Source organism: Desulfoscipio geothermicus DSM 3669 (assembly GCF_900115975.1).
Lineage (GTDB): Bacteria > Bacillota > Desulfotomaculia > Desulfotomaculales > Desulfallaceae > Desulfoscipio > Desulfoscipio geothermicus.
The window spans coordinates 12,158-38,215 of record NZ_FOYM01000014.1 but is presented as its reverse complement, the minus strand read 5'-3'; the positions used below and the strand labels follow the sequence as shown (position 1 = coordinate 38,215).

29 protein-coding genes are annotated in these 26,058 nt (G+C 45.3%); all 29 read left to right on the top strand.

Going from position 1 to position 26,058, the window contains the following annotated elements:
- The first annotated feature begins 37 nt into the window (after positions 1-37).
- Positions 38-400, top strand: coding sequence for a hypothetical protein (locus tag BM299_RS09735; protein WP_092483480.1), 363 nt, complete (start codon positions 38-40; stop codon positions 398-400).
- Positions 401-530: 130 nt separating this feature from the next.
- On the top strand, positions 531-1,229 hold the full coding sequence (locus BM299_RS09730; protein ID WP_092483478.1) for a DUF2786 domain-containing protein: 699 nt from the start codon (positions 531-533) through the stop codon (positions 1,227-1,229).
- Positions 1,230-1,298: 69 nt separating this feature from the next.
- Positions 1,299-2,705: a 5'-3' exonuclease gene (locus BM299_RS09725; RefSeq protein ID WP_092483476.1), complete on the top strand. Its 1,407-nt coding sequence runs from the start codon at positions 1,299-1,301 to the stop codon at positions 2,703-2,705.
- Between the two features lie 23 nt (positions 2,706-2,728).
- Positions 2,729-3,229 carry a metal-dependent hydrolase gene (locus BM299_RS09720; RefSeq protein WP_092483474.1) on the top strand — a complete coding sequence of 167 codons (501 nt, stop codon included), beginning with the start codon at positions 2,729-2,731 and terminating at the stop codon, positions 3,227-3,229.
- Positions 3,226-3,657 carry an outer membrane protein assembly factor BamD gene (locus BM299_RS09715; RefSeq protein ID WP_245779720.1) on the top strand — a complete coding sequence of 144 codons (432 nt, stop codon included), beginning with the start codon at positions 3,226-3,228 and terminating at the stop codon, positions 3,655-3,657. The genes BM299_RS09720 and BM299_RS09715 overlap by 4 nt, the downstream gene beginning before the upstream one ends.
- 9 nt (positions 3,658-3,666) lie before the next feature.
- Positions 3,667-4,863, top strand: coding sequence for a hypothetical protein (locus tag BM299_RS09710; protein WP_092483472.1), 1,197 nt, complete (start codon positions 3,667-3,669; stop codon positions 4,861-4,863).
- Entirely contained in the window at positions 4,863-5,792 is a 930-nt protein-coding gene (locus BM299_RS09705) for a conjugal transfer protein (protein ID WP_245779719.1), read from the top strand. The genes BM299_RS09710 and BM299_RS09705 overlap by 1 nt, the downstream gene beginning before the upstream one ends.
- 21 nt (positions 5,793-5,813) lie before the next feature.
- A complete protein-coding gene (locus tag BM299_RS09700; protein WP_092483470.1) occupies positions 5,814-6,122 on the top strand; it encodes a hypothetical protein in 309 nt (102 codons plus the stop codon).
- Between the two features lie 81 nt (positions 6,123-6,203).
- Positions 6,204-6,587, top strand: a complete 384-nt coding sequence (locus BM299_RS09695) for a conjugal transfer protein (RefSeq protein ID WP_092483468.1) — start codon at positions 6,204-6,206, stop codon at positions 6,585-6,587.
- Entirely contained in the window at positions 6,584-8,998 is a 2,415-nt protein-coding gene (locus BM299_RS09690; protein WP_092483466.1) for an ATP-binding protein, read from the top strand. The genes BM299_RS09695 and BM299_RS09690 overlap by 4 nt, the downstream gene beginning before the upstream one ends.
- 73 nt (positions 8,999-9,071) lie before the next feature.
- Positions 9,072-10,523, top strand: a complete 1,452-nt coding sequence (locus BM299_RS09685; RefSeq protein ID WP_092483464.1) for a hypothetical protein — start codon at positions 9,072-9,074, stop codon at positions 10,521-10,523.
- A complete protein-coding gene (locus BM299_RS09680) occupies positions 10,523-11,131 on the top strand; it encodes a hypothetical protein (RefSeq protein ID WP_092483462.1) in 609 nt (202 codons plus the stop codon). Before BM299_RS09685 ends, BM299_RS09680 begins: the two co-directional genes overlap by 1 nt.
- 494 nt (positions 11,132-11,625) lie before the next feature.
- On the top strand, positions 11,626-12,642 hold the full coding sequence (locus BM299_RS09675; RefSeq protein WP_245779718.1) for a peptidoglycan DD-metalloendopeptidase family protein: 1,017 nt from the start codon (positions 11,626-11,628) through the stop codon (positions 12,640-12,642).
- Between the two features lie 48 nt (positions 12,643-12,690).
- A complete protein-coding gene (locus BM299_RS09670) occupies positions 12,691-14,391 on the top strand; it encodes a diguanylate cyclase (protein WP_092483458.1) in 1,701 nt (566 codons plus the stop codon).
- Between the two features lie 13 nt (positions 14,392-14,404).
- Positions 14,405-15,655 carry a CpaE/TadZ family protein gene (locus BM299_RS09665; RefSeq protein ID WP_092483456.1) on the top strand — a complete coding sequence of 417 codons (1,251 nt, stop codon included), beginning with the start codon at positions 14,405-14,407 and terminating at the stop codon, positions 15,653-15,655.
- Between the two features lies 1 nt (position 15,656).
- Entirely contained in the window at positions 15,657-16,682 is a 1,026-nt protein-coding gene (locus tag BM299_RS09660) for a cellulose synthase operon protein YhjQ/BcsQ (RefSeq protein WP_092483454.1), read from the top strand.
- Between the two features lie 12 nt (positions 16,683-16,694).
- Complete coding sequence (locus tag BM299_RS09655; protein WP_092483452.1) at positions 16,695-18,095, top strand: nucleotide-binding protein; 1,401 nt, start codon at positions 16,695-16,697, stop codon at positions 18,093-18,095.
- A gap of 3 nt (positions 18,096-18,098) precedes the next feature.
- Positions 18,099-19,418, top strand: coding sequence for a TadA family conjugal transfer-associated ATPase (locus BM299_RS09650; protein WP_092483450.1), 1,320 nt, complete (start codon positions 18,099-18,101; stop codon positions 19,416-19,418).
- A 1-nt stretch (position 19,419) separates the two neighbouring features.
- Positions 19,420-20,013, top strand: coding sequence for an RcpC/CpaB family pilus assembly protein (locus BM299_RS09645; protein ID WP_092483448.1), 594 nt, complete (start codon positions 19,420-19,422; stop codon positions 20,011-20,013).
- Between the two features lie 33 nt (positions 20,014-20,046).
- Positions 20,047-20,919, top strand: a complete 873-nt coding sequence (locus BM299_RS09640; protein ID WP_092483446.1) for a type II secretion system F family protein — start codon at positions 20,047-20,049, stop codon at positions 20,917-20,919.
- A 338-nt stretch (positions 20,920-21,257) separates the two neighbouring features.
- Complete coding sequence (locus tag BM299_RS09635; RefSeq protein ID WP_165608257.1) at positions 21,258-22,109, top strand: type II secretion system F family protein; 852 nt, start codon at positions 21,258-21,260, stop codon at positions 22,107-22,109.
- Between the two features lie 12 nt (positions 22,110-22,121).
- Positions 22,122-22,301, top strand: a complete 180-nt coding sequence (locus BM299_RS09630; RefSeq protein ID WP_092483442.1) for a hypothetical protein — start codon at positions 22,122-22,124, stop codon at positions 22,299-22,301.
- Positions 22,302-22,363: 62 nt separating this feature from the next.
- Complete coding sequence (locus BM299_RS09625) at positions 22,364-22,870, top strand: A24 family peptidase (protein ID WP_092483440.1); 507 nt, start codon at positions 22,364-22,366, stop codon at positions 22,868-22,870.
- Positions 22,871-22,891: 21 nt separating this feature from the next.
- Positions 22,892-23,320, top strand: coding sequence for a TadE family protein (locus BM299_RS09620; RefSeq protein WP_165608256.1), 429 nt, complete (start codon positions 22,892-22,894; stop codon positions 23,318-23,320).
- Positions 23,307-23,918 (top strand): hypothetical protein, encoded by a 612-nt coding sequence (locus BM299_RS09615; protein ID WP_131820633.1) that lies wholly within the window; start codon positions 23,307-23,309, stop codon positions 23,916-23,918. The genes BM299_RS09620 and BM299_RS09615 overlap by 14 nt, the downstream gene beginning before the upstream one ends.
- Before the next feature lie 13 nt (positions 23,919-23,931).
- Entirely contained in the window at positions 23,932-24,489 is a 558-nt protein-coding gene (locus BM299_RS09610; protein WP_092483434.1) for a Tad domain-containing protein, read from the top strand.
- A 116-nt stretch (positions 24,490-24,605) separates the two neighbouring features.
- Positions 24,606-24,776, top strand: a complete 171-nt coding sequence (locus BM299_RS19300; protein ID WP_165608255.1) for a hypothetical protein — start codon at positions 24,606-24,608, stop codon at positions 24,774-24,776.
- A gap of 4 nt (positions 24,777-24,780) precedes the next feature.
- Positions 24,781-25,248 carry a PIN domain-containing protein gene (locus BM299_RS09605; RefSeq protein ID WP_092483432.1) on the top strand — a complete coding sequence of 156 codons (468 nt, stop codon included), beginning with the start codon at positions 24,781-24,783 and terminating at the stop codon, positions 25,246-25,248.
- Between the two features lie 92 nt (positions 25,249-25,340).
- A complete protein-coding gene (locus BM299_RS09600) occupies positions 25,341-25,742 on the top strand; it encodes a hypothetical protein (protein ID WP_092483430.1) in 402 nt (133 codons plus the stop codon).
- The last annotated feature ends 316 nt before the right edge of the window (positions 25,743-26,058 follow it).

Below are 26,058 nucleotides of genomic sequence, written 5' to 3'. Positions count from 1 at the left end.
CTGCATATTCAAATATATTTCACATAGGAGGGGTATAATGTTTACAGAGAAATTGGTTGGAAAACTAACTGAAGACGAATTACGTCAAGCATTCAAAGAAATAGATGACTTTAGAAGAACCGGAATATTGGTGCAAAATGGTATTGTTAGAAAAACACACTGCGAGTTTGAAAAGCAAGTAAATACTGAGCTGCTATCTTTAAGGGTTACGGAGGATGCTATTCTTTTTGAGATAGCCAAAAGAAAATACTATCATACCCAGGAAGCAGAAGAAATTGTTCGTCGAGTTAATATACATGAAGAGTTACTGGAAGCGTTGAAGTATGCAAGACGATTTCTAAACAAGGAAAACCATGACACTGATTACATTGATGAAATAATTCGCAAAGCTAAAGGCTAATAGTTGCACATACAAAGATTTTGCGAAATGCCTGCAGCAAACACCTGAATATTAGGAATGGTTAAATGAGCAAAAGAAAATAATGTAAACGCATTGTTTGTTAAAGATGTGACGCAAAGGAGGGAAAGTTTTGGATACCAAGCTGATTGAAAAAATACAAAAGTTATTAGCTTTAAGTGAAAGCAGTAACAGACACGAAGCTGAATTAGCGATGCTTAAGGCACAGGAACTACTTGCAAAAAACAAATTATCACTTAAAGAAGTCAAGGAATTCAAAACTTTTAGTAGCGCTATTAAGGAGAATATTACCAAAGTGACTTTTACTAAAGCTAAATGGAAGGCAAAATTAGCAAAGTTAATTGCAGATAACTTCGGATGTTACCACTATTTTAAAACAAGACGCACAAATACTATAACTTTTTTTGGCAGAGAAGAAGATATTACAGTTTGCAACATAGTTTTGGAGTATGCCGTTGATTGTATAAATAGCGCTGTGAAGAGATTAAGGTATCAGTATATGAGGGAAGGTTGTAGTACAAGGGGCCTTGAAAACGATTATGCATTGGGGTTCATTGATGGTTTGCATGAAAAATTCGAAGAGCAAAAGAAGAGAAATCAAGAGTGGGGCTTAGTCCTTGTAAAAGACAAAGAGGTTGTCGATGCGTATAGTCAGATTAAATTTAAAGGAACAGTTAAAACCAACACTTACTATCAAGGCTATTCCGAAGCGTATGAAAAAGGCTATGAAGATGGGGAAAAGTTTAGCATTTCAGACAAAATCACAGAAAGGGAAACTGAAGAGCCTATGGCTTTGGGTTCCGGTATTTAAATTGTTAGTGACACATAACAAAGAAAAAGTGCACTATCTGGCAACGCCCGGTTTTTCGGAGGTGCTTTGATGAAAGATTTTGATGTCTGCTCTCTGTGGAGTGAGTGCAGCAAAGTAATGAAATGTATTCACCCAGATACCGGTGAGATTTCAGCAGCAGAATGGGAACATGCCTGTACCACGGCACGCAGATACAAAAAGGGTATTAATTATTTTGTTTGTAATGGAAATAATCAGACCGGAGCCCGGGAAAAGAAAACAGCCAGCATTATAGAAAATACTAATCAAAACAGTAAACCAAGTCTCAAAAAGATTCTAATCGTCGATGGTAATTCAATAATTAACAGAGCATACTACGGCACACCCATGCTGAGAGCACCGGACGGACGACCGACAAATGCAGTGTACGGTGCGCTGCGCACTCTCATAGCAGCGGCTATGGCCCGCAACCCTACGCACATGCTTGTGGCCATGGATTACCCGGGCAAAACGTTCCGTCACCGTATTTTTCCGGAATATAAGGCAAACAGAAAAGAAACTCCCAACGATTTGGTTATTCAGTTATCAATCGCGCGAGAAACTATGCAAAAAATAGGAATCCCATATATTGAATTAGAAGGTTATGAAGCTGACGATGTCATTGGCACCGTGGCAAACAAGGCAGCTAAAGAAAACTTCAAAGTTGAAATTTTGACAAGCGATAAAGACTGCCTTCAGCTAATTAATGACAAGATAACAGTGTTATTGCACAAGGGCCGATTTGAAGAATGCACGCCCCATACAACTCCGTTAATCACGGGGTTTTTTCATTCATTGACGGTTGACATAAAGTCTCTGGCCGGGGATCACTCAGATAATATACCCGGTGTACCCAGGATAGGCATCAAAACAGCTATATCCTTACTTAAAAAATATAAATCCTTGGATAACCTATTAGCTCGGGCACAAGAGATCCCCGGCAAAGCAGGCGAAAACATCCGCAGCAACATTAACAAAATACACCTTTCGAAAAAGCTGGCGACAATCGAAAAAAATGTACCAATGCAAATATCCCTGGATTCGTTTGCAATACCCTTCGGGGGACAAAGGAAAATGGAATACGCAAAAGCTTATCTGTCCGGCCTGGGTATCCAGGTGATTAAGCTGGACACTTTTTATAAAAAGACTGCGCAAATAACAACAACGAAATCAAACAACCCGGCATCATCAAATATACCACCGGGTGCGAGAGTGGAAATTAAGTTTAAGGGTAATGCAAAAATGTGCGGCATCTGCGGAGCCTTTAAAGTTGAGTGCAGCGAATATATTGAGCTTGATGACAACGGTAAATTATTTATCGGGGCAAGAAGATTTTTTGCCTGCAGCAAATGCGCTAATTTACTCCACTCCAGCATTTACTATAAATTGCAAGAGAAAAAAACATGTAACGTAAGAAACGTGGTAGTTGCCGGTAATAACGGGCGACTATCTTTTTAAAAAAGATGTTTTAAGGTGATACAATGCTTTTCCCAACCCATGTTGTAGGTGGCATCGCTGCCGGTTTAATGGTGGCTGATGGCGTCAGTATAGAAAAAGCTGCTGTTTTCGCCTGTGTATCAGGTATAGCTGCGCTGCTGCCAGATATAGATTCCCCGGAATCCTTTGTCGGCGCGCGGGTACCAGTATTACCCACCGCGATCGGCGGTACCCTGGGGCACAGGGGAGCGACACACTCTCTTTTAGCCGGATTGTTTTGGGCTATTTTAATAGCCGTAATTGCCATGATCGCCGGCTGGAAACAACCGCAAACTTTACTAATCGCTTTCCTGGCAGGCTATATATCCCACCTGATCCTTGACATTTTTAATCCCGCAGGGGTTCCGCTGCTCTGGCCACTGCCTGTGCGGTTTACCATACCTTTAATGCATACAGGAGGGATATTGGAAAAATTGTTAGTGTTCCCGGTTATATCGGGATGGGTACTATTGGAAGTATATAAACGTTCAGGAGGTTTGATATGAAACGCGCCTTAAAAATAACTACTGTGTTAATCGTTGCCTTGTCTGTTTTTGCCGGCATGACCGGTTGCGCGAAATCTGAAAATCCCAAAAAACTAAGCCCGGGGCAGGCATTTACAATCTTCATGGAAAACATGCGACAGGGTAATTATACCGAAGCCGCCCAATTTGTATCCTTAAAAACGGCGGCAGACAACCAAACCGATCTTCCCACATTCCTGGCCTGGATGGCCGGAAAACAGGAGCTTGACAAAATTACCGGCGTTAAAATGCTTTCTGAAAAAGTTGACGGCACAAAAGCTATTGTAAAGGTTGAATTAACTGCCGAATTTAAAGGAAAGAAAGCATCCCATGAAATGGAGGTTCCCATGACAAAAGAAGACGGTATTTGGAAGCTCTACCTTGACGCTTATGGAAATCCGAAGGAGTAGATCAATCGTATGAAACAAAAAGCTTCTTTATTCATCTTTGGGTTATTAACTCTGATTATACTCTCCCCCGCATGGGCAAGTGCTCAGTTGGATGACCAGTATGGTATTTATTACCGGCACGCCCGCGTATTCGGCAAAGCCATGCACTACGATCCCGACCGTGACCTGTGTATTGTTTACGGGTCCGTTTTTGTCAGGGAGCCGGGCGGCGGTTGGCGTACGTTGGAAACAAAAAAATTTCTTTCCGTGCAGCCGGCCAACCAACCTACACGCGAAGCGCTTGCCGGCGCGCCCGCCAAAACCGTTGTACTTGAAGGGACATTAAACGCCTGGCCCGGGCAAAAGGAAGAAATACTATTGGTAACCACGGTACAGTTTAGTGAATATAACATTGATATCCCGGAATGGTATGCGTTTGGCAAAACAATTAAAACCGAACAGGCTTACAAGTTCAGTTTAAATCAAGTCAACGATTTTGTGGACATATTAGCCGGCCTGGCCCGGGCTATTAATATTCCGCAAAACCAGAGATTGAATCAGGACGAGATTACCAGTATTACCGAACAGATATCCAACCCCGGACCCAATGACAGGCAGCTGGTAAATCAGGTAAAAAACGAGCTAAAAGCAAACTGGAATAACAAATGGTTAGTTGTAAAGGACGGGCAGGCGGCCAATGACCTGCGCGCCGGCGTCGGGGGCTGGCAGTTATACCGGGGGCTCCAAGGTAACGGAAACTGCTACGTGAACGAAGCGCCGGTTATCAGAAAGAACTTGACTGAATTTATGGATGCCGTCACCACAGGGGGTAGAACACCCAAAAAAGAAGGAGCCGCAATAATGTGCGCCCATATCAATGCTATCCGCGAAACAGATAAGACAGGCCGGAAAAAAATTGTGAAAGTAACCGCCTCGGGCGCACTGTACGATACACTGCAGGGATTTTACAAAGCATTAAAAAACCCATCGGGTCTGAACCTGGAAACATGGAAACTAAAAGGATGGTCCGATGAGGATGTCAAGCTAATGGAAAACAAACTGTGCTGGCTTTCCGGCCACCGGGTGTTGGTTTATAAAACCAGCAAAATAACCGGCAAGCGTATATTGGTGGACCAGTATTTCAAGCTGGACAATTACCTGACACAGGACGGCTTTAATAATATCCTGGATGTGGGTAATGAAATCATAACGGAAGGGGGCGTCTGATGATCGACAGGAGAATCATATATCGCTGGTTGGCCGGCGGCCTTTTATGGCTGCTTATTTTTATTGTAGTGGCAATTGCCATTCGCAGCGTAAACATAGTCAATAAAACCGGGCACATAGCCGCCAGGGCCATGACCTCCGCGCAAGAGTTGCAAATAACAAAAATCCGCGAAACAGCCAGGGCCTTTTCCGTTGAATGGGGCACCTGGTCGGGAAATACCGAAGACTATCAACACCGCCTGAGCACATTTTTACAGGATTCGGTCAATATTCCGGTTCCCGCCGGAATTCAGGAAGTAATTAGCGCCTCCCTCGAATCAACTAAAAAAGAGGGAGATTTTTCCCGGGTGCGTGTGATGTTGCATACCCGGCGATTAGTGCCGGTAACTTCGCCTGAAGCGCAATCTTTGCCCCAGGTATATGTGCCGGTAACCAGGGATGACCTGGCCCTTGTGGGACGGGACACATTCGGCGGATTCGGCGGACAGGATAAACCTGTTCCTGTATGGCAGAATTATTTAATGTGTATCGAAGTGCCCGTAAAAATCCTTGACGGCAAAGCCACTGTTACGGGCTTGCCCGTAATTGTTCCCCCCGCAAAGGGCACCGGGCAGCTATCGTCTTCGGGGTACACTGAGCCGGCATCTACGGAGTTTTTATCATTCATAAAGCAGTTCCTGGATCTATATTATAACGGCGGCCCGCTGACCAACTTTCTCGTCCCCGGAGCAAATGTTCAACCGGTAACCGGCTGGAAACTTGAATCAGTAAACGACATTCGGGTTGATTCACAGCATACCCCCACCAGGGCTTTTGTGCAAGTATCCGTATCGGCGCCGGGGGTGGAACATTTAACGCAATATATTTACTTGAAAATAAAAGCGGACAGGGGAAGCTTCCTCGTGAAGGATTTAAGCAGTGTGAAGTAAATAAAAAGGAGATGAACTGAAGTGTTTATTGGCAAAAAAGTTCATATTGCAATGATGGTATTACTGTTATTAGTCGTCTTTGGAACTGTTATCCCCGACCAGGCTTTCGCATTTGATCTAAACAAAGGTGCAGATGATGCACTTGCTTTAATGAAAAAAATTGTTTTAATTGTAATGCTTGTTTCCGCCACTGCAACATTTCTTAAACACCAAATGGTCGCAGCTGTGGTTATTGTCATTGTCGGGAGCATAATTTTAGCTACAACCTCTCTGGATACACTTGCGTCAATAGGCCGGGGATTGCTTAACCTGGTGGGGGGCGGCAGTTAACAGTAGAATGGAGAAACAGGGGTATTCGAAAGGCCAATCCTTACGAAAACCCCCGTTTTTTTTTGAGAGGAGGTATACCTAATGGAAGATAATGTGCGTGTATTTAACAGCTACAGGTCGTTATTCAAAATTAACTTCAAAATTTATGATTTCGGAGGCAAGGTTCTTCCCCGGGCCATCCCCCTGGATGCACTATTTATGACTATAATCCTGTTTTTCCCCCTTTTGCCCGTGGGCTACCTTGTTTTTCCGGCACACCCGTGGGTAATGACCATTTTAATTGCTGGAGGGCTATCGTGGTTGCTAACCCAGATGGACCCGCAGGGTAAATTTCTGCCCGTTTTTATCGCTGACTTATTAAGTTACCTGTTCCGGCCCAAAACCACCAATCTGGCGGGAAGATCGATTTGCCGCCTGCGCAAGCACCGGCTTGACTGGCATCTACCGGAGGTGATTGACAGATGAAGTTTCCCTTGGTCGCGTTCAAAAATAACATTGTATTTAACGACACGGGTGAAGCATATGCCATCTACCGGCTGCGCGGCGAACCGTACAACCACTTGCCCAGAACCCACCGGGAAATGGTGGTGCGCAGGCTGGAAAAATTTTTCTATGGCTTTGAAGGTAACGGACAGATCCTTCTGCTCTGTGAGGAACTGCGGTTGGATGAAAGCGGCTACATGGCCGCTGCCGGGGTATCCGGCAATCTTTCCCGGCAGCTGGCCGATGAAGCGGCACGGCATGCCAGGTCAGTTCGCAACGCCATGGTCATGGGGGCACGACATCGCCGGCGTTATCTGGTCCTTCAACTGCGTCTTGGCCAGGACGATAACTGGCAGTCTGCCTTGCAGGAATTCCGGGATGCCACATTAGGCGCTTTTTTTCGTTCGGAACGGTGGCTTTTATCCAGCCGGCGCGTAAAAGAAGCACTGGAAGCCGAAGACCAGATGTTCCGCCGCCTGCGGCTGCTTATAGACGGGCGTATAAACTTCAATGATCTTGATTTCATCATCAGGCGCAATGTATGGCGGGTAGGGGTACTCCCTCCGCCTTTGCCTTCCCGTGACGGCGGCAAGTTTACGCCGGCTTTAATCAGCAGTTTTTCCGACGGTTGCCTTATCGACGAAGGCCCTGGTCACGTAGTTATCACCAACGGCGCCGACGAACGGCACCACCAGGTATTTGTGACCTTTCCTGATGTCCCCAAGGGCTTGCCGGAAATCGGGGCTGAATGGCTGGCCAGTTTAGACACGGAAGAATCATCCGTTGATGCGGTAGTGCACTTTAACATCTTGCGGCCATATAAGGCCAAAAAGAAAACAGCCACCCGAAGGCGTTTCTTGAAGGGTCAGATTAAGGAAGCGCTGAAAGGAGATGACGAACCCAGCGAAAGCGAAGAATATGGTGTTACCGAAGGCCGTTCACTGGAAGGAAAATTGGAGAGCGGCCAACCTTTAGCGTCGATGTCTGTATGCCTTGCGGTGGCAAATTCGGAGTTAAAAGAAGCTCGGGCCACGGCCGTGGGACTTATGGAAAGATATTCCTCATCCGGTTTCAGGGCCGTGCGCCCGGCAGGCGATCAAATCAAATGTCTTTACTCATTTATCCCCGGAGCCAAGCCGGCAGCGCCCATGATAGAATGTGACCCCGGGTTTATTTCCTCATCCGGCCCGACTATATCGCTGGAGGTTGGTGATACACGCGGTTTTTTTCTGGGCTGGTCCGGCGCTTCGCCGGTCTGGTGGCAGCCCGGTTATGCCGGACGGGAACTTAATCGTTCAAACGCAATATTTGTCAGCGGCGCCCTGGGCGGCGGCAAAAGCATGGCAATAAAAGACATGATTTATTTCGTGCGCCTTGCGGGCGGTTACATGTTCATAATCGACCCCAAGAACAACGAATATGCTGTACTGGAAAAACTGTTCCCGGTTAGAAAAATTGACTTAAATCCCGGGGGCAGAGAGAAATTTAACCCCTTTATGCTTGCCAAAGACCCTCGCCGGGCCAAAAGCATCGTACTGGACTTTCTAAGTGTGGCCCTTAACGTACGTGAAGACAACGACTCCCGCCGGGTGGCTGTAAGCCAGGCGGTGGAAGCGGTTGCGGCGATGCCGCCTGAAAAGCGTAACCTGCACTCGTGCCTTGATGAACTACATCGCCTGTCCAAAGAAAGCCCTCATGTTGCCGTTGCGCAGGAAGCCGGGCAATGCGCTCTGCTTCTGGAATCGTTACGGGACGGCAGTTTGGGACACCTGGTTTTCGGCACTGATACGGATAACAAAATATCGCAGGTGACAATTGTTAACTTACAGGGACTGCCGCTGCCCCGTGCGGCGCAGAACCTGCTGGCGGGGCGGATTACCGAAAGCGAACGCCAGGGCCTTGCGGTACTTTACCTGGCTGCGGTGATGGCCCGGGAGGTAGCTTTTACACTTCCGGTTGAAATCATAAAATGTGAGGTGTTTGACGAAGCTTGGATGCTGCTGGGAATTTCGGAAGGCAAAAGGGTGGTGGACGAACTGATCCGCATGGGTGCCCGCAGCTATGGTGTTATACCGATTTTGATCACCCAAAATACCACAGACATTGCCGACCTGCAAACGATAAAGAACAACGTAAGCTATATATTATGCTTCCGGGCTCAAGATAAAGACGAGATTATGGCCAATTTGGAATTGCTGGGCGCAGATAACGAAGAGAAAAAGAATTACGAAAGAGGGTTGGGAACCATATTCCCAACTATGAGAGACGGCTGGTGCATCATGAGAGACGCCCAGGGCCGCATCGGGCAGGTGTACATCGACCCCCGCCCGGAGTACCTGCTTGACTTATTCGATACGTCTCCGAAAGTGAAAACAGTCCAAAAGGGGGATTGAACATGACGCAAGTTGCGATCGCCGGCAACGGTATAATGTATAGTACCCACATGGAAATCAGGGGAGGGCTTCGATGAAGAAGCACCTCTCTTTTTTGCTAATAATCGTTTTATTATTTATTACCCCGGGGATCGCCCTGGCTATAGGCGAGCAACCATGCGATCAGTGGAACCTGTTGGGAGACGTGCAATCCGAAAAAGAAATGGAAGGCCAGCTATTTAATATAGTCGGGTTGGGCACCAAAGCTGCCGTGCTTGGCGCGGTTGCTACAGGCGGCGAGCCGTTTTTTATGGTGGTGGCCGGTGCCGGATTTGTAAGCACGGGCCTGGCACAAATAGCCAGGCCGGAAAACGCCATCTGGGAAAACTGGCCCATGGGGCGGTACGTTTTCCATCACGTACCTCCGGACAAATTTATCGATCAGCTGTCACTGGGGGAACGCGCCAAGGCCGGGGCCGGAGAATTTATAGCCAATATGATTTTTAATATTTCCAAGACGATCACCAGAGTGTCCATAAACGCCACGGTGTTGGCGTTTCACACCGATATCGTCTCCGGCATGGTGGGTTGGGTGTCCGAAGGCGTGGCAAGTATATTTGCGCCCGGCGATGATTTCACAAAGTTGCTCATGACCATTGGGTTAATACTTCTCCTGATGTATATCTCCTTTCGCTTACTGCGCGGCCAGGCCATGGGTGCTTTAAACGCCACGCTTGTGGCCGCGCTGGCTGTTGGCTGCGTGTTTTTCTTCACGACCAACGCGCAGCAAATCATTGCCGGCGTATCCAGGGCAAGTGATTCTTTGGCAGGGGCATTTCTCGGGGCAGTGGGCGAGTACACCACCCAAGGCCAGAATGTCAACATTGATGATCCCGTGGATCGCGGCCTGGTATTGGCCGGTCAAACGGTATGGCAAGGTATCGTGGCCAAACCGTGGGCACTGGCAATGTTCGGTACTGCTGACGAGTCAAGATTGCTATTAACCCAAAGTGAATATGAAGTGCTTGATAAAACTGTGTTTCCCGGAGTTAGCCAGGCAAAAATCAAGCCCGGCATGCGTATCGACACGCTTTTTTTGGGCTGCGGCAGCAAGGATGGCCGCAATGCCGTGGCCGAAGCGCTTGGTCGCCCCAATGCAAAATTATTATGGGTGCCCCGTTGGGTAATGAAAGGAAAAGAAGTGGACCATGGAGCCCACCCCGGGTCTGTGGTGGGACTGTCCCCCGACAGCGTGGGCACACACATCATGACAGCCGGGTTCACCCTTTTACCGTCGCTTGGCTTTGCCATCCTGGCCGGCACAGTAGCGCTTTCCATATTGGTATGCCAGGTGGCGCTGGCGGCATTGCTTTTGGTATTGCCCATGGCGCTGTTTGCCATGATGATACCGGAAACCGGTTGGGCGCTTGCCACTTCATATTTTAAAATGACAGCCGGCTTTTTTATGGTTAAATTGATATACGGGTTATATCTTTCCCTGGTACTGATCATAGCTACCGGTTTTGCAAGGGCGGTGATGGGATAATGCAGGGAAATCTCGGGTTGGCTATGATTGTAATGGCAGCAATTTTTTTTGGTGCCGCCATTTACAGGAAAAAATTTTTAAATTTGATTTTTGATACAATTAAAAAAGGAAACGCTTCGCTGGACGGGAAACTTGACACCCAAAAAATTATTAACACCAGCAAGACAATGGCGAGGCGGCTTGGAGTAACAGACGCGCTTACCGACTGGTGGTTTTCGCGGCGCGGGCAAACCAGCCGAAATAATCAAAATCCTCCGCCGCCTGGAAACAATACCGGTAACAAGCCTCTAATCCCGGAGGTGCTCGGGCCGGAACAGCAAAGAAGATCGCCGGCCTGGGAAGGGCAGCCGCCTGAAAACTGGCCTTACAAAGAAATTCCGGACGCTACAACACATATCAACAAGTCGAAAGCAACTCTGGATACTACAGGTACTGTATTGGAAGATAATCACCCGGAAGAACAACGCAACAAACAACTTCCGCCAACTTCATCCGAACAAAGGCCTACCCGTAACAAAGAAAGTAAGAAAGATAAACCGGTAACAGGCACTTCTTTGGATACCGCCAGGGCGATTCCGCCGGGCGTAAAGAACATGAAAGAAAAATAATCACGTAAAAACAAAATGCCGAAAAATACGGCATTTTGTGGTATAATGACACGGGAATATTGGGAATACGGGCCTCACCTGCCGGGGTTAAGACAACTCGAAAGGGGGTGAGGTGGAAATGTTCTCAGTCTCGGATGTAACACAGATCGTCATAACAGTCATTCTTTTTCTCACCCTCGTCGTCCGGATAACGGACCGGCGGAAGTAATTGAAAACCCTTGAAACTGCGCCAACAGTTTCAAGGGCCTAAATGAAACCCCGACAGACGAGGCAAACGCGCCGTATTACCAATATTCCCTATTTAAATTAATGATATACCGCTGCAAAGAAGTTGTCAAGGCCGGACGCAAACCCCGTCCGGCCTTATAATGTACGGAGGTTTGCCCAAATATTGCAAGGATAATATCACATAAGCATCAACAACTTGTATCCGGGCCTTATTACAACCCCGCCGGTCTTACATGGCGGGGTTGTTTTTATGGGGGAGGGATTGGGTGAATCCTGCAACAGTATTAAAAGTTGCCCAAAAGGCCAAACGCCTGGCCACTTCGGAAGAAGAAAGGTCACAACTGCTTATCGGAATTGAACAAATCGTACTCCTGTTAATGGGAGTTATATTAGTATTGATGTTATTTTTCTTTTTTTTAATTTCAACCATAATCGGCGGTCTGGGCGGGGGAAATGAGGCAGGGTTTCGTTCCGGTGCGCCCACCGCTTTTGCCGTAGCGGATATACCCGTCGAATACATGCCCATATTTCTAAAGGCCCAGAGCAAATACGATGTATCCTGGGCAGTGCTGGCGGCCATAGCGAAAACTGAATCGGCGTTTGGCCAAAACATGGGGCCGTCAGACGCTGGAGCGATAGGCTTTATGCAGTTTATGCCCGACACGTGGAACAAATACAAACAAGATGGAAATAGTGACGGAGAATTCGACCCTTATGACCCCTGGGATGCGGTTTTTTCAGCGGCCAACATGCTCCAATCCAACGGCTTTGCAGAGAAACCCGAGAAAGCATTATTTGCTTACAACCATGCCGGGTGGTACGTCAGAGAAGTTATGGAACTGGCATCAACCTACTCAGCCACGATGATACCGGTGGGTAACGGTACCTGGCCGTTATCGTCGAAATATATACAGATATCATCGGCTTATGGTATGCGCCAACACCCCATTCTGAAGGAATACCGATTTCACGACGGAATAGACATCCCGGCCCCGACCGGTACACCGGTGTTTGCCGTGCAGGACGGTCGGGTGGATTGGGACCGGGCGAAAGGCGGATACGGGTTATGCGTTGTCTTAAACCACGGCTCCTGTAAAACCCTTTATGCCCACCTGTCTGAAATATCCGTGCAGGTGGGCGTTATGGTAAAGGCCGGAGAGGTAATAGGTTACGTAGGCTCCACCGGGCTTTCGGAAGGCCCGCACCTGCACTTTTCGGTTTACGTCAACGGCCAGCCATGCAACCCGGAAGAATGGCTGGCTGTTCCGTCGGGAAACAATTGATTTCATGGCTTGTAATTGCGATATTATTATCAGAGGGGGAATTAGACTATGCCAAAAATAATCGGTATCGTATCAACCACCGGCGGCGCCGGTACCACTTTTTTTTCAGCAAATTTGGCTGCATGGGCGGCGCAGCATATCAATAAAACTATCCTTACAGAAACAAGGCAAGGCGATATATTGGGGGCTTTATTTATGAGGGAAAAAGCCCTCAATTTTTTATTCACCCCGTTTAACAAAGATGATTTAAATTTAGAAGAAATTGCACTAAAAACATCATATGGTTTAACAGTATTACCTGGCCTGTCAGGCCTTCAAGATAAAAAATTTGAACCTGATAAACTACTTGAAGCACTGAATTCCAAATACACACTAATAATAATAGACCTTGGCAACGATCCTAATCGTCAGGATACTAAGGCAATAATAAACGCTTGTAATTACATTTACTTAATTGCCATCCCAACCCTGGAATGCGTAGAAACACTTTCAAGGTACTTCAAAACAATAGAGCACCAGTGGAATAAATTTAAACTTGTAATAAATAAAGCCTCACCGCAGGCATATTACCGCCCCCGGGATGTGGCCCGTTACCTTGATTTTGAAAAATTTACAACCATTCCGTTTGAACCAAAGCATATCAATAAAGCCCAAAAAAAACGGTTACCACTAGTTTTCTATGGAAAGGGCAAGGCCTGCACCGCAATTCGCCGGCTCGCAGCTCAAGATGTCAATCTTTTAAATGAAAAGATTACATTCAATAGAGTATCTTTTGCAAACCACCTCGCTTATCAACGAGAGGATCAAGTACAGAATGATTGCAGCCTTTCAACTATGGATCTAATTGATAAAAAAGCAGACGTAGATCACCTGACCGGCTGTCTTAACCGGGCTGCACTGGAAAAGTACTTAGCAGAACAGGACGGAATTTTTTCCGTCCTGTTCTGCGATCTGGATAATTTTAAGATGATAAACGATACATACGGGCATGCCGCAGGGGACGAGATACTCCGAGCATTCGGGGATTTCCTGCTTAAATCCACCCGCCGGTCTGACTATGTAATTCGTTACGGCGGCGATGAATTTGTGGTCGTTCTTCCGGAAACCGAAATAGCCGGCGCCCTCAACTTAGCTGAAAAAATGTGCAACGAATGGAACCGTAAAAATTTTGCCTGCATTGACAACAAAAACGTCTTATACTCCGGCGGTGTTGCACAAATAGGAATACATGGCAACACACCTCTAGCAGTAATAAAAGCCGCTGACGAAGCATTGTACAGAGTAAAGCGTTCCGGTCGGGGGAGGGTTGAATCCGCCTCTATAGTTAAAAACATGCTGCATAAAAAAATCACTATTCCGGAAGATCCACTGGTAGCTGTTTGCAACGGGGGAACGTACGCCATTATGAGTTTAGTAAAAAGCAAAGTAAAGAAACCTTTAACAATTATAGATGCTGACCTGGAAAACGCCAGTCTTGCTTTCATGTTGGGTGTGAACCCGAACCGCATTTGGCAGCACGACTGGCGCCTTGGCCTAGCGGCAACTCCGGCTAAAATTAGTAAGAAAGTTCGTTATTACGGTATGGACAAAGAATTAGAAGAAACTCTGGAAGAAAGAGATGTTAGATGTTTAAAAGAGATTATTAACGCCCAAAGGGATCAAAAAATAAAGGTAATTGTCAATTTAGGTGCACGGCAAGATTTATTGCAACACCTGTCCGACATGGACTTTAAGATACTTCAAGTATAGGAGGTCTGGCGTTTTGATCTGCGTAAAAGGTTCAAAAAAATTGACCGAGGCTCTGGCGGCTTTTGAAATTACCAGCAAACCTCAATCAGCGGTATGCACGGTAATTGAAATACCCGGTTATTACGACGAGCTTAACAGATTAACTGATAATTCAAGCGTAATCGTTGTAATTACGGGGATGGTTAATTTAAAAGAATGGAAGATAATTCAAAAATTTAAACATGCAAACTTAGAATCACTACCTGGTAAAATAGAAAGCTATCTTCAAACATTTGAACAACAAGAAGAACCGGACATTTCTTTTGAATTTGAAGAAGATACATTCGAAGAAAATACCCCTGTTACACACCAACATGATACCGTGACATCAATAAATAAGGTACAAGATAAGCCCCAACATACAAGCATTTTTAACCAGTCATTTAATAAACGAGGCTATATAGCAGCTTCATTTTCTGCATCCGGTGGTGTAGGAAAAACTTTTTCAAGCATAAATATGGGGGGCTGTGCAGCACTGGTGGGAATATCAACAGTAGCAGTTGACCTGGACTTTGGTTTTGGAGACATGGATACAGCAATGGGCCTGGTAGACCCCCGCCAAAGAGATAAAGTTCTTGATAAAAAAGCTGTCGTACCTAAAAACGGTTGGGCCACCGTAGCCGAATGGCGCAGATTTGCAAGAGACCTGAAAGGAAGCCTGTTACGTCATAACTCGGGACTATATGTTCTTCCGTGTTATCCATACGCCGGCAACGAAATACCGGGCACTGAAATTGAAGACTTAATTTTAACCCTGGCCGAGCAATTTGACCTGGTAGTAATTGACCTGGGCGTAGATGCTTTCTCACCACATGCCCGGACAGCGTTAAATCTAGCTGATACAGTCTTCTTAATCGGCGGCCAGGACGAAAAAACGATTGGTAAGTTAACTCAATTTTTAGGTACCGAAAATGCCCACACAAAGAAAATGAAACTTGTGATTAACATGGTTGTACCAACTGGTTATTACACTCCAAAAGAAGTAGCGAAAAAACTGGGTTTTGATAGCTATGATGAAATTCCGTTGGATACTCAGGGAGTAAATGCAGCCAAAAAAAATCGCAAACTTGCAATCCAGCTTAACGGCAGTACAGCAGGGAATGCAGTAAAAGTAATAGCCAGTAAGCGCTTGCCCTTCCAGCAACTAGCTTATGAAGAACAATTAGTTGGTGGGGGAAAGAAATCATTGTTTTCTGGCTTGAAGTCTATGTTTAGGAGGGGTTGACATGAAGTTATTTAGCATGTTACCGCAAAAATTTACCGACAGAATTGCCAATGAAACAGGATTAACATTAACGGAAAACTATAAGGAGCCAGGTATTATATCAATTGTCATTCGCAAAAACAAAACCGGCGGTATAGACGACCCAACGGAATACCTTGTAACCCCTCAAAATTGTATAGTAATAGCCGGCACGCCTGATAAAACTGGAATTGCATTCAGTAACAGAGCTACCAAAGCCGGTGTACCGGAAGATAATATCTTCCTGCTGCCTGCCGGCCAACGTCTTTCTGTAAATGCTATAATTGAAAAAATTTTAAGCATTCAACAAAACATTCTCGCCAACGACAATGACGAGGATGTTTTTATTTTTGAAGATGAAGAAGAATCCGCAGGCCCTGCACCCGTAACAAACAGAATTAAAGTTATAGCCGTTAGAGGTTTTAGAGGTGGGGTAGGTACCACAACGATCACTACCAGCCTTGCAATGCTACTGCACGAAAATGGCGGCAAAATTGCCGTCGTTGACCTGGGTATTCCGCCAAATGCAAAACATCACTGCGGCAACCCTCAATTTGATAAAAAAGACGGTTTTTTACTGGCCCAAACAGAATACTGGGACCTATATGTGCCGCCTGCTCCGGTATGGAAGCTGAACTCAGATAAAATTGGCCCACTAATTGATATACTGCGCAAAGAATATAGATGGGTAGTTGTAGACTTTTCGCCTCAGCCTGATTACAAGCATATTCAGTCAGTTGAAGCTGATAAAACCGTCGTGGTTATAGACAGTGACGTGGTCCAATCCATTGAACCTGCTGCAATAAAGAACGCACTTTTTGTATACAACAAAGCCATACCCGACATCGGCACAGAGATTGTAGAAGACATACTGGGGCAAAACGTCATTACAATTAAAACCGACTTTGAAGGCTGTTACGCAGCCCTGGCATCCGGGGAACCAGCATATAAGAAAAGTGAAACAATAGCCATGGGCATGGGTAAACTGGCTGCAAAAATTCAGACATAGGGAGATGTTCATATGATAAAACTTTTACTTGCCGGTCCGAGAGAATTTACAGACCGGATCGAAAGGCAAAATAATGATTATTCGCAAATAAGGATTATCAACTTGGCCACTGAACCATCCCAGGCAGTGGAGGCCCTTGAAAACAGCGCCAAGGGCGCAGATGCCGTCCTTTTGGGATTTTCAGACGACGAAATTAAGCTAATGATTGATGTAGCCACCAGACACGAAGTTCAAAGCGTTATTTTTGTGTCCGTTGACGACATGGCCACGGCATACCGAAAATGGGCGCAATATAAATTAAAACTGGCCCGGGAAGGCTTTGAACTGGAGACCATCAATAAATACTTCGCTGAGCGCCCTGAGCTAATTAAACACAGTGCAGTAAGAAACAATAAGGATAAAACCTTATTTGAAGATTTGGATGAAAACGAAGACGATTCAACCGGCAGCAACGCCAGGATAGATGAAGTGCGCCGGAGAGAACTATCAAACCGCGGAGTCCCGGTCGATAAAAAAGTCATCACCGTTTTTGGTCAAAAAGGCGGCAATCCCGGCAAAACAGTGCTCACAGTATCTATGGCCCAGAGTATAGCGACAGTCACCAATCTCAAGGTGGTGGTTTTAGACCTTGACATAAACAGGGCCTATGGCGATGTGATTCGCTATTTTGGCTATCTCGCAGATGCTAAAGAAAAAATAATTACTTCGATTAAAAAAGACGATCATTATAACGGCCCGCGGCCACGGGAGAAAACATTGTCGGCCTGGAGCGACTTTCCGTGGCAGATGCGCGGCAACCGGGATGTTGTGTTAGCTTACCTTATTGAAATACGTAAAAACCTCTATATTCTGCCACCGATCAGGGGAATGACGGATAATAAATTAACATATGACCTGGTGCAAAAAACCATTGATGTATTACGTCGCCATTTTGCCGTGATACTGATAGACGGTGGGAACACTTTAAGCGATCCTACGTTATCAGCCATGGAAAACTCAGATGAACTGCTGATAGTGTTCTCACCGGAATTGCCCGTACTGGATAACCTGGTTGATTTCACCACGGATACCATCAGATATATTAACGGTGATCCGAATATATCACTGGTTGCAAATAAAGTCCCGCCCGGTAAGGACCCTTTCAAGCTCAATGAATCCATACCTGAAGCGACCGGCGGTTTTCCCGTGAGACACCAGTTGCCGCGGGATAACGAAGTATACGAAATGCTGTCCCGCAGGTCAAGGGTACCGTACTTGGGCGCACACGACACGCCGTTTACAAGGGAGATGGAAAAGTTTCTGCGTCACTTCTTCCCCCGTGAGTTATTTACTCAGTCAACGCAAATCGAACAAAAAGGATTTTTTAAAAAGCTGTTTACAAACTTATTCACGTTTAAAAAGGGTGGGAATTAGTCTATGGAAAGATCATTACCCGGAACTTCGGATATTTTACGCCAGCGGCGGCAAAAAGAAACTGAAGATAAAATATACGGACATATGGAAGAAGTGGTGGAAGGGTGCCGCCAACACATATTAAACCTTTATAAGAAAGGCCAGGAGCTTGACGGTAACCAGTTGGAAGATGAAATATCCAATCATTTGACACAAAACCGCAACCTGAGCTATACCGATCGGGTTAATATAGCCCGCCAGATACGCAACGAACTGGCAGGCTACGGGCCGCTTCAGGAACTAATGGATAACGCGACTGTAACTGATATTGTGGTTACTGACTACGATAAAATCCTATACGAGCAGGACGGTGAACTAATCCCCGCCACTGGCATTACGTTTCGGAGTAAAGCGCACTTGAGACTATTCGTTGAACGGCTGTGTTATCTGGGACGGTGCAAGATAGACGAGTCAACCCCGTCTGTGTCTTTAACTCTACCGGAAGGTCACCGGGTGGCTGTATCCATACCTCCGCTGGGGGATGGCGTGTACCTGGCCATCAGGAAGTTCGTATATATAGGCAATATCGACAGCATGGTACCAGCCACCTTTTCGGCCGCAGGCGCCTTATTTCTCAAGCTGGCTGCGAAAGGCCGCTTGAACGTAATGATTACCGGCCCGATGGGTGCGGGTAAAACCACTTTGATCGCTGTGCTCGGTCACGAGTTCGATCAACTGGAGTTGCCCGTTCTGGTGGAGGAAGTCAGGGAATGTCCTTTAAAACACCCGTATTTGCGCAACTATGTGGCGAGACAGCCCAATATTGAAGGTAAAGGTGAAATCGGTATTGGTACCATACTAAAGCACGCCCTACAGACCAGGGCAACCAGAATACTTATCGCCGAGGTCAGGGACGGTGCTATTTTTTATTTGCTGCGTGCCATGGCCACAGGACAGAGCGGAATGGGCACATTGCACTCTGAAACACCGCTGGATACCGTCCGGGTACAAATACCAATGCTAATGGGCCAATCACCTGAAGCCGCCGGCATGGATCAAGCTACACGAAATCTTATTATCAGCTCCGCAATAGATTTAATAGTACAAATGGGGAAAGAGTACGACCCTGCAACCCAAACGGAAAAGCGTGTCTGCACTCACATTTCCGAAGTGCAAATTTCCAATGGAGAACCCGTGGAGACAAAAGATATTTTTGTGCGCCGGGGCGATGAAATGGTGCCCACGGGATACATTCCCAGGCGAGCATTGGAGAAAATGGCCAGGCGGAAAATATCCGTGCCGCAGCAAATATTTACAATCTCAGGTAGAAAAGGAGATCATTAAAATGAAGAACTATAAATTATTTTTTATAGGTACCGTTGTTTTTGCCTTAATAGCGGCAGCTATATTTGCGTACGGGTACAACAACGTCAACCGGATGGTATACGTGGCGGTGGCCGGCACAGACATACATCCCGATGAAACCGCCACTCCCCATAATGTAGTGCTGGGCAAAACCCCCAGGGGAGCGCTGCAGAGCGATACTATATTAAAACCCGCCGAACTGGCGAACATGTGCGCAAAGGGGTATATACCGGCCGGCACAATTCTTAGAAAATCAATGTTCCAACCGGTCTCAAAGGCCGGCATTCCCGCCAAGCTCGCCGCCATGAAAGGTAGAGTGGCGCTGGCTATACCCTCTGGCATAGAAACAACGGTGGGCGAAACCATCCGGCCGGGAGATGCAGTGGATATTATGGCTTCAGTTAAAGGTCAGACCGTAAAGGTAGGTACAGATGTGACTGTTTTAGCCGTACCCCGGGAGGAATCAAAGGCAGTGGTATTAGCCGTAACACCAAAAGAGGCCGATAATATTTTAAGCGCCCAAAGTGACGGAAAATCCATCGCGCTGTTATTGCTGCCGGCAAACGAAAACTAATTCCCGGCAGGGCTTTTAAAAGGGGGCATACTTTTGTTAGTATTTTTGCTTTGCGTTTCTGTTTTTCTGTCAATCTTATGCTTGGGCGCGGGAATAATCTATCGGGGCAGGACATCAATATTCAAGGAAATGTTATTTGGCAAGACAAGCCGGTCAAATAATAAAAGCAATTTTTGGGATAATGTCTGGAGGCTTGAGGAATACAGTCATAATCGCGAAGAAGTGCAGAAGGTGGCCATACTAAGCGCGGCCGTTGGCATTGTACTGGGCTTTGCAATAAACGGTTATCTGAGCATTGTGTTCGGTATACTGGGTGTTATAACCGTTCCACGGTTATTCATTCAATTTAAAAACGAGCAAACCCAAAAAGCTTTTGAAAAGCAACTGCCGCGGGTTACAACGACCCTGGCCGTTTGCGCGAGAACCGGCACACTATATGATGGTTTTAAACATATTGCAAATGAATTTCCCGCACCGGCGGGTACGGTATTTCAATACATCGTGGATGGTGTGGATCACGGGTTTACAGCGCACCAGGCCATTGAAAAAGCTATCGCAGAATTCAACCTGCCCGACTTGAAAGAACTTGCCCAAACAGTACGCGTGATCAGCGAACTGGGCGGGGGTGAGAATACCGGCGAAATACTGGAATCAGCTGCAGAACATGTAAGATTCAGAGAAAGGTATATGATGCAGGTCAAAGCCAATGTTTCGGAAATTAAATACACAGCACTTCTGGCCCATATTTTCCCGCTGGGGCTTTTTCTTTTGTTGTTGATGGACCGCCAGGGCGTTCACTGGCAAACATTGCATGAAAACCCGACCATATACCTCGTGGGAACAGTTATAGTCGTAATCTGCTGGTCAATAACGCAGTACATGATTAAACAGGCCAGGAACTTGTAAAGCACCGGGTTGGTGGTGATTTTATTGGAGATTATTTCTTCATATAACGATGCGTTATATTTTTTTGAACATCTCTCATGGTCCATTGGTGACATAATCGGAGGTATTGTAATCGCCCTGATAGGTCTTTTTTTATGCCGAATAATCATTCGCGCCCTGATTCAGAGTTGTTTCGGAAACAAAACCGGAACACTTGTCGCGGGGTTGGCGGAAATTCTGATTTCCATGATGTTAGCGCTGTTTTCGTACAAAAACCCGGGGGTTCTCGCGGTGGTTATAGGGTGGTCGGCGGCTTTGTTCAGGCAACTGGTTATTACATTGCGCGGGGGTTGGTAAAAATGTTCTATTTTACGCTTGCCGTATTTGCTTCTGTGGCCTGCTTTGGCCTGGGTATTATTTCTTACCGAAGACATTCAATTTTTGAAATACTGTTAACATCCAAACCACAGAACAAAAAGGATATTATCAAGGAATTATACAGGATCACAAACCGGTTGTTAATTGCTGTCGGTATTAACCTGAACATGGAGGAAATCGACTTCAAACTAAAATTAGCCGGTAGACCATACAATCTGCAGGCCATTGATTTTGTCGGCATTATGGCAGCCTTTGTCGGTCTGGTCTTGGTAAGCGCCTTGAGTCTTTGTCTTGGAGGAGTAATCGACCCGTGGATAGTTATGCTATTTACTTTCGCCGCTGTTGTGGCTCCATGGGCAAAAATTAAGGCAGACGCAGAAAGGGGGCGGGAGTCTTTTCGAGAGGATTTAATCAATTTAAGCAGGAGAATGGAAATTGCTGCAACCGGCGGTCTGATGCCGGTCAGGGTTTTGGAATGGTCCGCCGAAGGGGAAACCCTGCTGGCCCGGGAGTTGAAAAACGTCATAGATCAGGTACGCCTTGGAAAGCCGTTACACTTTGTGTTTTCCAATATGGCTGCCAGGTACAATCTAGCCGAGGCGGATGAATTGGCCCTCGTACTTAAACACGCCGAAAAAGGATCTGCCATTGCTAATTACCTCCGGGACCTGAACCGTACCTTCCGAAACAGAAAAGAATTGGAGTTGTTCACAAAGGCATCCAAGTTAAAACCCAAAGTTACGGTTTATCTTGTCCTGTCGGCTATATTAACAACGGTCTGCTTTGTAGTTATGCCTATTATTCTGGAAACAATTAAAATTTACAATTCATAGGGGGAATTATTGATGAAAGCCATTAAAGAATTTATCAAAGATGAAAGGGGCGATGTGCTCCAGTTTGCCGCTATTGTGGCTGTTTTAATCGGCCTTTTTATAGCCGGCTACCAGATTTTCGGACCCAAAGCGAGCGAGTCTTTCAAGAATATTGGTAACTGGCTGGATGAGGGCAATAATAACATGGAATAAAAAACCAAGGGTCACTCGTATTTACCGGGTGACCTTTTTTGTTTTATTCGAGGGGGTGTTTTATGACGGTATCATTTATATCATGCTTACTGCTTTTAACTTGGGTTTCATGGACAGATATCAGGTACCGGCGCATACCCAATTATCTTGTCCTGGCCGGTATTATATCCGGGTTCTTGATTCATCGTCAGGAACCTGAAATTGCGCTGGCCGGCTTGTTGGGTTGTTTTATGCTTACCGTTCTTTTCAGCATCATTGGTTTTATGGGTAACGGGGACATTAAGTTATCGGCCGCATTGGGCGCAATATTGGGTTATCAAACAGGTTCGGAGGTGATTTTTTACGGAGTGGCCCTTTGTGCCCTTGCTATTAGCCTGTATATGGCTTTGAAAGGGCAATTTAAAGAATTGGTCACGCAGAACCTTTTAACCGTTAAGTACCTGTTTAAAGGTAATATTAAACTTTATATCCAGCAACTAAAAGCACAAGGTAAGATTTTTGCTTTACCTTTGGCTCCATTCTTTTTACCCGGACTTATTATAAGGGAGGCATTTAATTGGTTATTTTAAAAAAACAAACGGGGTTCGATGGTGCTGGAATTTGCGCTGATATTTCCCGTGATTTTGTTTTTTATCCTGGGAGCGCTTACATGGGGGCAAGTAGTGATAGCCAAAAACGCGGCACAAACAGCAGCCAGGGAAACAGCCAGGACATATGCCATTACACATGAAAAAGAAGAGGCTCTTGCAGTAACGGAACATGTATTGGGCCGGACACTGAGCAACAATAAAGAACTGTACAACGTAACATTGACGGACGGCGTTATTACTAATAAAGCCCTGGTGCCGACCGACAGCGGCGGTACCCACTGTCTGGCCAATGTGAGTTTTAAAGTGCCGATAGCCGTTCCCAACTTGCCCAAACTCATAAACCACGATGCCGAGGGGTGGGGGAATACCATTACTGTCACCGGTAGCGCGGTGTTCAAAAAAGAGTTTGAAATTAGTGAGGAAGATTAGGATGCTCAAAAATTTTTATATATACCAGAACAAGGAAACAAACACCTGCGATATATATGTGCCCAATATGGCGATCTGCAGAAAACTTGCTGCCAAATATAATCTTGAATACGAATATTATTCCAAGTGGGCTCCCTGCCCAATAAATGAAAAATACCTGGCACCGACATTAAAACTATGCCAGGTCAGTCAATCAGTTAAAGATTCACTAGTACAGCAGTTGAAAACAAAAGGATTCAGACTTGTTGACTATGATGATTTCAAATATACGGATAAATATAATGGCACATACAAAGAGCATTTGGAACACTGTTATTTGGTAAAACTAAAACTATGGTTTGATAACAGTGAATATTTGGAGCTATACAAAAACAGGAATGCCGAGGTCAATGTGTTATCATCTTCTCTTAGTACAATACGCTTACCTAACAGACATGATTTGAAAGAAATGATCTTGCTGGACAGTTTGTTTCAAAATCAATTTGTACTGGTTGCGGCTGTGCTTGCTATTTCTTTGATTATATTTCCAATATTGATACATGTAACAGCAGATTACTACCGTGAATCAATTATCCATATTTACGATTATTTTCAGTAGGATGGAGTGAGTTATGAACCACATAATTAATAATCAACGCGGTTCATTGGTTTTGTGGGCAGCAATAGCAATTCCACTGCTTTTAATTTTGGCAGCACTCATGCTTGATACAGGTCGATTTTTAATCGCCCGGGCGCAGCTTCAAACCCTGGTCGATGCCTCGTCACTGGCCGGGGCCATGACGGCAGAAGTAATACCTGAAAAAGAAGTTCAGACTGTAACTGATGATGCGGGTAACCCGATTGGAATTGAAGAAAAAATAACGGGGTATCACATCGAAATAGATACTGAAAAAGCAAAAGAGGCAGCCTTGAAAACTGCCCTACTTAACGGCAGCCCAAGTTTTTGGGCAAACCAGGGCGGGTATTTTACCCTTGATGAAACTCCAGACGCTGAAAAAGCCGGTTGGGAAGGCTACCCGGTAGGTGAAGACAGTTATTATACCCGGGCGCGGGTCTGGATGAAACCCGGTTTTTTTGCGCCGGTTTTGCGTAGTTTCAGTGATTCAAACCATGTTCCAATTTACATTGATAGCACGAGTAGAGCATTTTTTGTAAATCCCACTGAATAATTAATTAAGTCAAAGAAGGTTGTGGTAATACAAATGATGGGTTATAATTTGAAAAAGATAATCTTAAATTTTGATAGATACAATATTCTTGACGTTTAGTGAACGGAGTGATGAATATGAAATCAGTAAAAATAACGTACGGAGCTAAAGGTGATTTAATCAAAAAAAAACGCAAAAAGTTTTTAACTCCTCTCGATAAGCTGAAAATCAAAAGAGAGAAAGCAGCATTAAAAGAACTAATAGGTTTATGGGAAGGAAAAGACACATCTTTTTTTGATAAAAGGTAGTAATATGGACGGAGTATTATTAGATACAAATATTTTGATAGATTTACTTAGAAGCTATAGAAAATCTCGCCCTAAAAACAAGGAATATGCTTACAATTCAAAAAAAGCTATAGAGTTAGTTAACTGGCTTATCGATGAACGAATTACTAGGTATATTTCTTGTCATACTCTAAAAGAATTACTTCAATATCCCTATATATCTAAACAGGAGGAAGAAAGAATAATTAACTTGTTACCAACATTCTATCGTATTTTACCCACAACCTCTAAAGTATCACGCATAGCCGGTATACTATCTCGCCAATCAGCCGAATATCGTGACTATCACATTGAAGACTGCTATATAGCTGCAACAGCGATAACATTCAAATTGCCTTTATACACACGTAATCCTGGCGATTTTAAGTACGTCCCGCATCCGAATTTAGAAATTGTAGTTCCATACCAGTATCAACCAGAAACAGCATGTTAAACATAACCGGAGTGATGAACTCCGGTTTTCTTATTTTGCAAGGAGCGGGATGTGATTAATTACCCAAATTGTTACAGGTAGGGGGTGAATATGTGTCATCTTTCTTCGTATTTTTTGGCAGTATCATTTATGTCATACAGTTGGGTTTTGCTGCTCTGTCGGACAAAACTTTTTCTCGACCGAATATTAATCTTATATCCATCGCATGCCACGGGTTATTGCTAGGGGTATTATTTGTTTCTGGCCACTGCGCCTATTTATATGCGGAACTGGCTGAACTGCCTACAGAAGCACCTACAGGAGCACCAATTGCAGCAGAATACGGTCGTTTAGTTGCAGCTTCGATACTGGCCGTAGCAGGTTATGAGACTACCAAAGCCGTAGTACGATGGATAGGAGCAACAAACAATTTTAGGCAAATCTTTTTAAATTTTACTACAGGTGCCACGGCAGTAATGACATCCGGGGTTTTGCTCTACTATATGCTAAGATAATCTGATTTTGCGGAAAAATGAGGATTTAACAACTCGAAAGGGGGTGAGGTAAAAATGTTTTCAGTTTCAGATGTAGTACAGATTGTCGCAACCGTCACCCTTTTTCTCACCCTCGTCGCCCGAATAACGGACTGGCGGCAGTAGTTAAAAACCCCTGAAGTTGATCCCAGCAACTTCAGGGGCCTAAAACGAAACCCCGACAGACGAGGCGCACACGCCGTATTACCAATATTCCTTGTTAACACAATATTATTAAGTTTAACATATAATGTCAACAACCGGAGCTGGTAAACTCCGGTTTTCTTATTTTGTAGGG